General features: G+C 61.5%; 10 protein-coding genes and 1 pseudogene. 6 read left to right on the top strand and 5 right to left on the bottom strand.

Going from position 1 to position 12,233, the window contains the following annotated elements:
* Positions 1-11: 11 nt before the first annotated feature.
* From HU759_RS21410 to dsbD, 4 genes and pseudogenes are all read right to left on the bottom strand, one after another.
* Positions 12-92 (bottom strand): annotated as a pseudogene (locus HU759_RS21410) (thiol:disulfide interchange protein DsbG); the annotation flags it as partial.
* 143 nt (positions 93-235) lie between these two features.
* Positions 236-997 (bottom strand): thiol:disulfide interchange protein DsbG, encoded by a 762-nt coding sequence (dsbG, locus tag HU759_RS21405; protein ID WP_017134984.1) that lies wholly within the window; start codon positions 995-997, stop codon positions 236-238.
* Positions 973-1,824 (bottom strand): TlpA disulfide reductase family protein, encoded by an 852-nt coding sequence (locus HU759_RS21400; protein ID WP_017134985.1) that lies wholly within the window; start codon positions 1,822-1,824, stop codon positions 973-975. Before HU759_RS21400 ends, dsbG begins: the two co-directional genes overlap by 25 nt.
* Positions 1,824-3,551, bottom strand: a complete 1,728-nt coding sequence (gene dsbD / locus HU759_RS21395) for a protein-disulfide reductase DsbD (protein ID WP_186617140.1) — start codon at positions 3,549-3,551, stop codon at positions 1,824-1,826. The genes HU759_RS21400 and dsbD overlap by 1 nt, the downstream gene beginning before the upstream one ends.
* A 163-nt stretch (positions 3,552-3,714) precedes the next feature.
* On the opposite strand from dsbD, the gene HU759_RS21390 reads away from it, so the two are divergent.
* The 6 genes from HU759_RS21390 to HU759_RS21365 all read left to right on the top strand — a co-directional run bounded on the left by HU759_RS21390 (position 3,715) and on the right by HU759_RS21365 (position 10,737).
* Complete coding sequence (locus tag HU759_RS21390) at positions 3,715-4,395, top strand: response regulator transcription factor (RefSeq protein ID WP_017134987.1); 681 nt, start codon at positions 3,715-3,717, stop codon at positions 4,393-4,395.
* Positions 4,395-5,717, top strand: a complete 1,323-nt coding sequence (locus HU759_RS21385) for an ATP-binding protein (RefSeq protein WP_017134988.1) — start codon at positions 4,395-4,397, stop codon at positions 5,715-5,717. The genes HU759_RS21390 and HU759_RS21385 overlap by 1 nt, the downstream gene beginning before the upstream one ends.
* Positions 5,718-5,840: 123 nt before the next feature.
* A complete protein-coding gene (locus HU759_RS21380; RefSeq protein WP_017134989.1) occupies positions 5,841-6,608 on the top strand; it encodes an N-acetylmuramoyl-L-alanine amidase in 768 nt (255 codons plus the stop codon).
* Between the two features lie 178 nt (positions 6,609-6,786).
* Positions 6,787-8,094 (top strand): IS4 family transposase, encoded by a 1,308-nt coding sequence (locus HU759_RS21375; protein WP_170040993.1) that lies wholly within the window; start codon positions 6,787-6,789, stop codon positions 8,092-8,094.
* A 941-nt stretch (positions 8,095-9,035) separates the two neighbouring features.
* On the top strand, positions 9,036-10,430 hold the full coding sequence (locus HU759_RS21370) for an aspartate aminotransferase family protein (protein ID WP_186617756.1): 1,395 nt from the start codon (positions 9,036-9,038) through the stop codon (positions 10,428-10,430).
* Between the two features lie 82 nt (positions 10,431-10,512).
* On the top strand, positions 10,513-10,737 hold the full coding sequence (locus tag HU759_RS21365; protein ID WP_056861093.1) for an MbtH family protein: 225 nt from the start codon (positions 10,513-10,515) through the stop codon (positions 10,735-10,737).
* 149 nt (positions 10,738-10,886) lie between these two features.
* On the opposite strand, the gene HU759_RS21360 is transcribed toward HU759_RS21365, so the two are convergent.
* Positions 10,887-12,233: an amidohydrolase gene (locus HU759_RS21360; protein WP_170037774.1), complete on the bottom strand. Its 1,347-nt coding sequence runs from the start codon at positions 12,231-12,233 to the stop codon at positions 10,887-10,889.

Genomic DNA, 12,233 nt, shown 5'->3' with positions numbered 1-12,233 from the left:
GATCTGATGGGCTATTTAGGGCCGAGAATCTTCACCAGCTTATCCGGCGACGGCGCGCCTTGCTGTTGCTGCAAGCCACCCTTGTCATCCAGACTGATCGTTCCCACGCTCTGCGTCACTGATCGTTCCCACGCTCTGCGTGGGAATGCAGCCCAGGACGCTCTGCGTCCCAAAGCGTGACGCAGAGCGTCACCTGAGGCATTCCCACGCAGAGCGTAGGGAGCGATCTGATGGGCTATTTAGGGCCGAGAATCTTCACCAGCTTGTCCGGCGACGGCGCGCCTTGCTGTTGCTGCAAGCCACCCTTGTCATCCAGATAGAAAATCGCTGGCGTTGCCGACAGTTCCAGCTCTTCCATCAACTTCATGTTGGCATCGAGCTTGGCTTCGATATCCGCCGGAATCTTGTCCAATGCCTGCAATTTGCTGCCCTTGCCGGCGGCTTCGTGTTCTTCCAGGGCTTTTTGCGGGTCTTTGGCGGCCAGCAGCGCGGCGGATTTGCCTGGGCTGTCTTCGCGAATGATGCCGACCATGATGTGGCGCAATTGCACCTTGCCGGCCTTGACCCACGGGCGTGCCTGTTCCCAGAACATGTTGCAGTACGGGCAGTTGGGGTCACTGAACAGGTAGACGGTGCGCGGCGCGTTTTTGTCGCCGTCCTGGATCCAGTTGCTGTGTTCCATCTTGGCCCAGACTTCCTTGGCCATCGGCGCGTACACCAGTTTCTCCAGTGGCGCGTTGCTCAGGTCATTGCCTTGGGCGTCGTACAGGTTGCCGGCCAGCACACTTTTGCCGTCCGCGGTCAGGTACAGCGCCATGCCACGGTTCTGGTATTGCGCGGCGTAGCCGGTGAGGCCGCTGGGCGCGTCGAACTTGCCGAGGATCTTGGCACCCTTGGCTTCGATCTGTTTGATCGGCGCCGGCCAGTCTTCGGCCTGGGCCAGTGTGGCCGCAAGCGTCAGCGGCAGCAGGGTCAGCAGGTGGCGGAGTCTTGGCATGTCGGTTTCCTTGTGGCAGCAGGGGCAGTGTCGAAGGGTTCCATGGCACGGGCCAGGCTGGCCTGGGACAACTCGCCCAGGTGGCTGTTGATCAGGCGCCCATCGGCTTGGTAGAACAGGGTTGTCGGCAAGGCCATCGAACCCACGGCCTGGCCAAGGCGGCCACTCGCATCAAACAGCACGTTGTCGAGGGTCAGGCCCTGGGTGGCGAGAAAGGTGCTGACGCTTTGCATGCTTTCGGCCTGGTTGACGAACAGGAAGGTCACGTCCGGGCGTTGGTGTTGCGCACGCTCCAGCACCGGCATTTCACGGCGGCACGGCGGGCACCAGGTGGCCCAGAGGTTGATCACCAGCGGCCCGCCTTTGTAGTCGGCCAGTTGCACCACGTCGCCATTGGCGTTGCGCAAGGTAATGTCCGGCAATTGTGCGCCCTTGTCGTAGAGGCTCAGGGACACACTGGTCAGGCCCCAGAACACCAGGCCCGTGACTACCCCGGCACTCAGCGGTGTGCGCATGGCCGGACGGCGCCAGCCGTAGAACACGGCGCCCAGCACCAGTGCAATCACGCCGGGCCAGGGCAGGAAGCCGCCGTCGCGCAGGTCGACTATCTGCAATGGGTCGTGGCTGTAGTCGCTCCAGTACATCAGTACAAAGCTTAAGCGTGCCACCAGCATGCCCAGCAAAAACAGGCTGAACAGCACCGATTCGGGGTTTTCACCGCCACGCTTGGCCACGCGCCAACCCACCAGCGTGGCGAGAATCAGCGCGCTGATCAGCAGGATGTGATTCAGGGCGATGGCGAACGTACCGATGGTCAGGGTCAGCATCAGCGCGCGTCTCGGGTTTGCGTCCAGCGTTGCAGGAAGGCGGCGGCATCCACTTCGCCGGTGATGCGTTGGGCGCGACGTTCTTCACCGTCCGGGCCGATCCACACGAAGCTCGGTGGCCCCGGCACCTTGTAGCGCCCGAGCAGCTCGCGGCTGGCGGCGTTGTCGGCGGTGACGTCCAGGCGCAACAGGCGCACGTCTTTAAGCGCGTCCATCACCTGGGGTTGGCCGAAAACTTGTTTTTCCATGATCTTGCATGACACGCACCAGTCGGCGTAGTAGTCCACCAGCACCCACTGGCCCTGGGCCTTGGCGCTGTCGAGCTGGCTTTGCAGCACGGCTGGGTCGTTGATGGTCATGAACGCATCGTGGGCGCTGGGTGCAGCGCCAACCTTGGAGCCGCTGTAAACCTTCAACGGTTGCCACAGGTCGTCACTGCCACCGGCCGCGCCCACTACCAGCAGCGCGCCCCACAGGCCCAGCACCAGCGAGCCGGCGCCGAATACCTTGGCCGCCAGCCCGTATTCGCGGGCAAGTGTCCAGCCGCAGTAGGCCATCACCAGCGCCAAGGCGCCCCACAGGCCGAGCCACAGGCTTTCGCCGACCACCGGGCGGATCATCAGCACGGCAGTGCCGAGGAACAGGAAGCCGAAGATGCCCTTGAGCACGTTCATCCAGGTGCCCGGCTTGGGCAGGAAACGGTTGCCTACGGTCACCAGCAGCAACAGCGGAATACCGATGCCGATGCCCATGGCGAACAGGATCAGGCCGCCGTGCAGCGCGTTGCCGCTCTGGGCGATATACAGCAGGGCACCCGCCAGTGGCGCGGTCATGCACGGGCCGACCAACAGGCCGGACAGCGCACCGAGAATACCGGCGCCGACCAGGCTGCCACCGCTTTGCTGGCGGCTGACGTTGTCCAGGCGATCACGCAGGAAGGTCGGCAGTTGCAGTTCAAAGAAGCCGAACATCGGTAGGGCCAGGATCACAAACAGCGCGGCGAAGCTGCCAAGGATCCACGGCGTTTGCAGGAGGGCGGCAAGGTTGCCGCCCAGCAGCGCGGCCAGTACGCCGAGCGCCGCATACACCAGCGCCATGCACACCACATAGCTGCTGGCCAGGGCAAAGCCACGGCGGGGGCTGGCGCCGCTGCCGACCACCAAACCCGCGAGGATCGGCAGCATCGGCAGCGAGCACGGGGCAAATGCCAGCAGCAGGCCCAGGCCGAAGAACACCAGCAGGCTCCAACCCAGGCTGCGCTGTTGCAGGCCGCTGGCCAGGCTTTGGTCCTGGGCTTGTGCGGTCGCCGCAACAGCCGGGTTGCCGCCCAGGTCTACAGTGATCGATTGCGGCGGGTAGCACAGGCCGGCATCGGCGCAGCCCTGCCAGCCGAGCTTGAGCTGGCCGGTGGCGCCCGCCGGGACCTTCACTTCCAGGCCCTGGCGGTACACTTGCTGTTCGCCGAAGAATTCATCGCTGTGGGCTTCGCCTTGCGGCAGCACGGGTTTTTCCGCCAGCCCGTCGAACTTCATGCGTTGCTGATAAAGGTAATAACCATCGGCAATCTGCCAAAACAGCTGGGTTTCGCCGCTTTCAAGACGCTCGGAGGTAAAGGTGAACGCTTTGCCCACCGGCAGGAAGTCGGGTTTGCTCTCGAATGGATTGCCCGGCGCGGCCTGGGCGAGCCCTGCGAATAACACCAGCAGAAAGGTAAACAGATACCGCATGGTCAAGCCTTAGTTTGATGCAAGTTAGGCACACAATGTGTGGCGTTGATTAACCGATGATTAACCGGGCGCTATTCTAAACTGAGCCTGCCGGTTTTCACGGCATAATCGGCGCTTAATCCGCCCAACCTTTAATTCCCCCATCTTTCATGAAGGGTTAACCATGCACGTACTGGTCTGTGAAGACGACGAACTGATCGCCAGCGGCATCGTGGCCGGGCTTGGCGCCCAGGGTTTTACCGTCGAGCGCGTGGCCTCGGCCGCCGCTGCACGCGCGATGCTCAAGGCCGCCACGTTCGACATCATGGTGCTCGACCTTGGCCTGCCCGATGAAGACGGCCTCAAGTTGTTGCAACAACAGCGCAGCCAGGGCCTGGAAATCCCGGTGCTGATCCTTACCGCGCGCGATTCAGTCACCAACCGTGTCGACGGCCTGCAAGCCGGTGCCGACGACTACCTGCTCAAACCCTTCGACCTGCGTGAACTTGCCGCACGCCTGCAAACCCTGTTGCGCCGCGTGGCGGGGCGCCGGGTCAACCTGATCGAACATGGCCAACTGGCCTACGACCCCAGCAGCCGCGAAACCTTCCTGGCTGGCCAGCCGGTCGACCTGTCGCGCCGCGAGCAAGCCTTGTTGCAAGCCCTGTTGCATAACAAGGGCCGTGTGCTGTCCAGCGAACAGCTTAAAGACAGCGTCTACGGCTTCAACGACGAACTGGAAAGCAACGCTCTCAACGTGCACATCCACCACCTGCGGCGCAAATTGGGCAACGGCATCGTTGAAACCGTGCGCGGCCTGGGTTATCGCCTGGGCACGGCGGATGGGGGAGAGGACGCGTCGTGATGAGTTTGCGCCTGCGCCTGACGTTCAAGTTGGGCGCCGCTTTTGTGCTGATCTGGATTCTGGCAGCCGCCTGGATGCTCAACGATCTGCGCAACCAGATGATGTTTTCCCTCGACCAGCGTCTGGTGGCATCGGCGCGCATGGTGGCCGGGCTGACCGAGCAGATGCCGGGCCTGGCCAGTGTGAGCGGCGCGCCTACGCATTTGCGCACTGAACAACTGAACGTGCCAGGCGGCATGGCCTGCCAGGTCAGCTCCCTGCGCGGGGAAATCCTGGCGCGCAGCCACATGACCCCGGATGAAGGCCTGGAGTCGCGCAAAAGTGGCTTTCGCGACCAGATTATCGACGGTGTGGGCTGGCGCAGCTTCACGTTGTCCCGTGGTGACCTGCTGATCACCACCGCTGACCGCCAGGTGGAGCGTGAGGCGCTGAACCTGTCGATCCTGCTGGCGGCCTCGGTGCCGGTGGGCGTAGCCCTGCTGGGCTGCCTGTGCCTGTTGTGGCTGGGCATCGGGCAAAGCCTGTTGCCACTTAACCGCATGCGCGATGCCCTGATGCGCCGCAGTGCCGACTCCCTCGAACCGCTGCAGATTCACCCACTGCCCAGCGAGTTGAAGCCGCTGCTCGACACCCAGAACCAACTGTTGCAGCGCATTGCCAAGACCATCGAGCGCGAGCGCCGACTCACCGGCGATGCCGCCCACGAACTGCGCAGCCCGTTGACGGCGATCAAGACCCACCTGCAAGTGGCCCGCATGACCGACGGCGCCGCCCGCGACCAGTCCCTGGCCCACGCCGAAGAGGGCGCCGACCGCTTGCATCGCACCCTGGAGCAATTGCTGCTGCTGGCGCGGGTCGAGGGCAGCTTGTCGTTTGACGATGGCTTGCAATCAAGCGCCGAACAAGTGGCGCGGCTGGCGATTCAGGATGCCAATGCCGGCGATAACCGCCGCATCGACCTGATCCTGGCGGACAACCTCACGCAAGCGCCGGTGGAAATGCCGGTGGCCCTGGCGGTAGCGGCCTTGCGTAACCTGTTGGATAACGCGCTGCGCCATACGCCGGGTGACACTCGCGTTGAGCTGAGCGTGTTCACCAGCGCCGACACCGTGGTATTTCGCGTGCGCGACCATGGCAAGCAGATTTCTGCCGAAGACTTGCAATACCTGACCCAACGTTTCTGGCGCAATGGCAGCAGCGAGGGTTGTGGCTTGGGCCTGGCGATCGTGCAGGCCATCGTGCAGCGCTGCTCCTGCTCGCTGAAATTCGACAGCCAACCGGATGGCCTGCGGGTCGATCTGGGGATGCCGTTGCGACGCTGAGGACTTTTCTTCAAGCACTGAATAATTACCGCCCGCCTGACATTGATCCCTTCAGGATGGCGGTAATTTTTTTGCGTTTGAACGGGCTGAATGACTCAGCCTGTATTGAAAAGGACGGTTCTTATGTTGGTGATCGACAGCAGTTTCCCCGCTAAAGATTTTAATCAACGCAATGGCGAGGCTGTGCGGCAGGTGATCCTGCATTACACCGCGGCGCCCTTTGCGTCGTCTTTGCGTACCCTGACACAAGGTGGCGTCAGCGCTCACTATTTGCTTCCTGACCCTGATGAGCCCAGCTATGGCGCTGCCGGTTATGACGAACTGCGGGTGTTTCGCCTGGTGGACGAGGACAAACGGGCCTGGCATGCCGGGGTTAGCCATTGGGGCGGGCTGGATAACCTCAACAGCCGTGCGATCGGCATCGAGATCGTCAATTTGGCGCGCGATGATGCCGGGGTCTTTACCTTCCCCGAATATGGCCGGGAGCAGGTTGATACGTTGATCGCGTTGGTTCGCGACATGCTTGGGCGTTATCCGCAGGTGGGGCCTCTGGATGTGCTCGGGCATTCGGATGTGGCGTATTGGCGCAAGAGTGATCCGGGGCCTCGGTTGCCTTGGCGGTACTTGTTCGAGGCCGGGATCGGCGCCTGGTTTGATGAGACTACGCGCAGGATGTACCAGCGACGGTTTTGTCTTGGGTTGCCGCCGGAAGTAGAGGTGGAGCGGGCATTTCAGCGGTGCGGGTATAAACCGGCCTGGAACCGGCAGGCGTTTGAATGGAGGACGCGGGCGTTCCAGATGCACTTTCGGCCGCGCGATTATTGCGGGGTGCTGGATGGGGAGACGTGTGCGATTTTGTATGCGTTGAATGATCGCTATCGAGGGATTTGAGTGGTTGTTTGGTGGGGTACATATCCGTTGCTGCGGTAACGGCCGCTTATGGTTCCGCTCTTACAGCCATGCCTTTCAAGGTCTTGGTTTAAAATCCCCTAATCAATTCAGTCAGGACGACGAAGCTATGTGGGAAAAGGTTTTAGAACGGTTTGAAAAACAAGCACCAGCCAGTGTCATGACCAAGCTGGTCTTGGAGCAGGCCGTAGATGCCAAGTGGGTAGACAAGGTGTTCGATGATCATCGCCAGCGTCAGTACTCCCGTGAGCTTTTGTTTTCAACCGTTGTTGAGCTGATGTCCCTTGTTTCATTGGGCTTGAGGCCGTCATTACACGCGGCGGCGCGCAAGATGGAGGGCCTTTCGGTCAGCCTTGCAGCCCTCTATGACAAGATCAAGCGAACCGAACCCGAGCTTCTGCGCGCCCTCATTTCGGGCAGTGCCGAGCGTTTGATACCGACCGTAGAAACGCTTGGCCATTCATCGATCCTTCCCGGTTGGCAGTTGCGTATTGTTGATGGCAACCATCTGCCGGCCACTGAAAAACGTCTAGGTGCTCTGCGCAATGAGCGCGGCGCAGCACGCCCAGGATTTTCAGTAGTTGCCTACGATCCGGATCTGGATTTAGTCGTTGATCTTCAGCCGTGGGAAGATGCCTACGCCAGTGAGCGAGTCAGTGTTTTACCGCTACTGGCCCGCGCATGCGCGGGCCAGTTGTGGATGGCTGACCGGCTCTATTGCACGCTGCCCGTCTTGCAAGCCTGCGAGGACACGGGGGCTTCGTTCATCGTTCGCCAACCCAGCAAACATCCACGACTCGTCCAAGAAAGTGAGTGGCAAGATTCAGGAGCAGTCGATAGCGGCACCGTTCGCGAACAAATCATCGAAGTGACCAGTGGCCGCCGCTGGAGACGCGTTGAATTGAGCCTGCAAACAGCGAATGACTCAGGTGATGTGGTGATGTGGTTCTGGAGCAATTTGCCCGACACCATCAGTGCTCAACAGATAGCTGATTTGTACCGTCGTCGCTGGAGTATTGAAGGCATGTTCCAACGCCTTGAATCGGTACTGGAGAGTGAAATCACAAGCTTTGGCAGCCCGAAAGCCGCGCTGCTGGGCTTTGCCTCGGCGGTGCTGGCTTACAACGTTTTATCGGTTCTCAAACGTAGTGTTGAGCAGGCGCACCGGGAAACACAGCCAGAGGGTTGGGAAGCTTCGATTTTCCACTTGGCGGTGCATGTTCGCAGTGATTATCAGGGTTTGCAGATCGCATTGCCTGCGGAAAATTTCCCCCTTGAAAAGACCTCGCAAGGGCTGGCAGAGCGATTACTGGCCCTGGCGAGGTTGATCAAACCCAAGTCCGTCGCAAAGAGCCCTCGCGGCGCCAAAGTCGCTAAACCCAAGGAGTGGCTGGAAGGTAAGGCGGCACGGGCGCATGTCTCAACAGCTCGGGTGCTTAAGGCTGCCAAGGCGGATAAACAGGCCTAAACATGACGTTAAACGGACTCTTAAACATAGACCTTGAAAGGCATGGCTCTTACAGCGGGTCACTTTTGGCAAACGCCCGGAATGCCGGCCCAGCCAAAAGTAACCAAAAGGTCTGTGCCCCACCACTCGGCACCTCGCTTGGGCTCGGTGTGCCCTCACTCCGGCTTGAATCCGTGGGTAACCCGGCGTCCTGCCGGGTTACCCACGGATTCAAGCCTGCGTTCGGCCATCGTGGTTAACGGGGCGCCTCAGATCAAGATCAAGATCTACAGCACGGCGGCCTGAAAGCCGACCTGAGTGGTTGAATCAAAAGCAAAAGCGGGTCCGCATACACTGAAGAGCTGCTTTTCTGTGGGAGCTGGCTTGCCTGCGATTCAGACACCTCGGTACATCAGGCACACCGAGTTGATGCCATCGCAGGCAAGCCAGCTCCCACATTAGACCGAGCATGGCTTTGCTGTTGCTGTTGCTCTGGCCCTTACATCCTTTTCGATGACGAAGTCAGCGGTCTTTTGATCTGCGCTTTTGATCTTGATCTGAAATCGCCCCGTCAAACACGATGGCCGGAATCTGACAGGGATTTGGGGGGTAAACCGGCAGGGATGCCGGTTTAGCCGCGCTGGGCCAAGGATGGCCCATCGCGGCGGCCCCCCAAATCCCTGTCGGATTGCGGGCATGCCGAGCCATAGCGAGGCACCGAGTGTTGGGGCGAGGACCTTTTGGTTACTTTTGACTGGGCCGGCATTCCGGTCCTTGCAAAAGTGACCCGCCGTAAGGGCGGAACCCTAGGCCGCCGTTACCTAAAAAACGGATATGCCCCCCATCAAAAAACCACAACCCCCCTAAATCCCCCCAGCGCTGGTGCGTCTCCAGAACATGAAATCCGCACATACGCGGATCGCCCGTTTGGTCACCCCACCCGCGTATTGAGGGATCGAGAGATGTCAGTCGCTACCAGCCGTATCGAAGACGCACCACCGGTGGAAACGCTCTACCACTTCGAAGAAACCCCACTGCTGGCCCGCCAGCGTCAGCAGGAATCCAATGCCCGCAGCTACCCTCGGCGTATCCCGCTGGCGCTCAAGCGGGCCAAGGGCATCTACGTGGAAGACGTCGAAGGTCGCAGCTTCATCGACTGCCTCGCCGGTGCAGGCACCTTGGCGCTCGGTCACAACCACCCGGTGGTGATCGCAGCCATCCAGCAGGTGCTGAGTGACGAGCTGCCACTGCATACGCTCGACCTCACTACGCCGGTCAAGGACCAGTTCGTCCAGGACCTGTTCGGCCTGCTGCCGGCAAAGCTTGCGCAAGAAGCGAAAATCCAGTTTTGCGGCCCCACCGGCACTGACGCGGTGGAAGCCGCGCTGAAGCTGGTGCGCACTGCCACGGGTCGCAGCACGGTGCTGTCGTTCCAGGGCGGTTACCACGGCATGAGCCAGGGCGCGCTGAGCCTGATGGGCAGCCTGGGGCCGAAAAAACCCTTGGGCGCTCTGCTGGGTAATGGCGTGCAATTCTTGCCGTACCCCTATGACTACCGCTGCCCATTCGGGCTGGGCGGCGCAGAAGGCGTGCGGGTCAACCTGCATTACCTGGAAAACCTGCTCAACGACCCGGAAGCCGGCGTGCTGTTGCCGGCGGCGGTGATTGTCGAGGTGGTGCAGGGCGAGGGCGGTGTGATCCCGGCCGATCTCGACTGGTTGCGCGGCCTGCGACGCATCACCGAGCAGGCCGGAGTGGCCTTGATCGTGGATGAAATCCAGAGCGGTTTCGGTCGTACCGGCAAGATGTTTGCCTTTGAACACGCCGGCATCATCCCGGATGTTGTGGTGATGTCCAAGGCCATTGGCGGTAGCTTGCCGCTGGCGGTGGTGGTGTATCGCGACTGGCTCGACACCTGGTTGCCGGGCGCGCATGCCGGAACGTTCCGGGGTAATCAAATGGCGATGGCGGCGGGCTCGGCGGTGATGCGCTACCTCAAGGAACACGACCTGGCCGGCCACGCGGCGGCCATGGGCGAGCGCCTGGCTGAGCACCTGCGCATCCTGCAGCGCGACTTCCCGCACCTGGGCGATATTCGTGGGCGTGGGCTGATGCTGGGCGTTGAGCTGGTAGACCCCAACGGCACGCCCGATATCCAGGGCCACCCGCCGGTGCATCGCCAACTGGCACCGCTGGTGCAGCGCGAATGCCTCAAGCGTGGCCTGATCCTGGAGCTGGGCGGCCGGCACGGCAGCGTGGTGCGCTTCCTGCCGCCGCTGGTGATCACCGCCGCCGAAGTCGACCGCGTGGCCGAGATCTTCGGGCGCGCCTTGGCGGCAGCCGTCGCCAGCCTCTAATTTTTAGCGGGCCTGGTACGTTTCTACAGATATCAGCGCTGCGCGTGGTGCGCAGCCAGTTTTTTTGCGATGGAGAACAGCAATGACCTCAGTATTTGACCGCGACGACATCCTGTTTCAGGTAGTGGTCAACCACGAAGAACAGTATTCCATCTGGCCCGACTACAAAGTGGTGCCCGAAGGCTGGCGCACCGTGGGCAAGAGCGGCATGAAGAAAGAGTGCCTGGCTTACATCGAAGAAGTCTGGACCGACATGCGCCCGTTGAGCCTGCGCCAGAAGATGGATGGCGCTGCGCTGGCTGGCTGACACGTCGGAGCACTGTGAGCGGGCTTTCTGTGGCGAGGGAGCTTGCTCCCGCTGGGCTGCGGAGCAGCCCCAAAAAACGCGAGCGCTTCGCACTGGAGCGCCAGCCCGGTCCAGCGCGAGCAAGCTCGCTCGCCACAGTAAGCGCTTCGCTACTGCTTTGTGTTGGTATACAGATAATCCGTCGCCAACGACGCCAGCGTCCGCACCCCCACCACCAACGCCGACTCATCCACAAAGAACCCCGGATTATGGTTCGGCGCCGCTTTGCTCATGTCCTGATCCCTCGGCGTCACCCCCAGAAACACAAACAACCCCGGCGCTTCCTTGGCGTAAAACGAGAAGTCCTCGGCGCCGCCCACCAGTGGGCCTTGCACCACATCATCCTTGGCCGCCCAACGCAGGCTTGGCAGCATTTTTTCGGTGAGTGCCGGGTTGTTGATGGTCGGGTCGTATTTTTCGATGATCGTGACTTCGGCCTTGGCGCCACCGCTTTCGGCGATTTTCTCCACCGTCTGGCGCACGTCCGCGTGCAGTTTCTGGCGAATACCGTAGTCGTAGGAACGGATGGTGCCACTCATGTCCACCGACTCGGGGATGATGTTGTAGCGGGTGCCGCCGTTGATGGTGCCGATGCTCACCACCGACGGAAACGACGAGATGTCGGTGCGCCGACTCACCACGGTCTGCAAACCGACAATGGTCTGCGCGCCGACGGTGATCGGGTCGATGCCGTCCCACGGGCGGCCGGCGTGGGTCTGTTTGCCGAGGATCTTGATGCGCAGGTCATCGGAGCTGGCCAGGGTCGGGCCAGGCCGATAGGCGATCTGCCCGGCAGGCACACCGGCCCAGACATGCAGGCCGAACACCGCGTCCGGCTTGGGCGTTTTCATCACACCTTCCTGCACCATCATTTTCGCGCCCCAGGTGTTTTTGCCGTCGGGGATAAAGTCGCTCGGGCCTTCTTCGGCCGGCTGGAAATAAAACACCACGGTGCCGGGCAGGCGCTCACGCATGCCGCTGAGGATTTTCGCGGTGCTCAGTAGGATTGCCGTGTGAGCATCGTGGCCGCAGGCGTGCATCACGTCGACTTCCTTGCCCAGGTAAGTGCCTTTGGCTTTGGAGGCGAAGGGCAGGTCGGCGACTTCCTTGACCGGCAGCGCATCCATGTCGGCACGCAGGGCCACGGTCGGGCCGGGTAGACCGCCTTTCAAAATGGCGACCACGCCGGTGCGGGCCACGCCGGTTTTGACGTCAAGGCCCAGGTCGCGCAGTTGTTTGGCGACCAGTTCGGCGGTGCGGGTTTCGGTATTGCCCAACTCGGGGTGGGCGTGAATATCGCGGCGGGTTTCCAGCAACGCCGGTTCGAGGATTTTGGCCTGGGCGGCGATTTCTTCCCGGGCAGCATCCTGGCCGCTGCTGGCGGCAATCACCGCGCTGCTGGCGAGCCCGCACAGCATGCCGAAAACCCATTGGTGTGTCAGACCGTTTAAACGCAT

Origin of the sequence: Pseudomonas sp. OE 28.3, assembly GCF_014268205.2 — a bacterium.
Taxonomy (GTDB): Bacteria; Pseudomonadota; Gammaproteobacteria; order Pseudomonadales; family Pseudomonadaceae; genus Aquipseudomonas; species Aquipseudomonas edaphica.
This window is presented reverse-complemented; position numbering and strand designations above follow the sequence as displayed.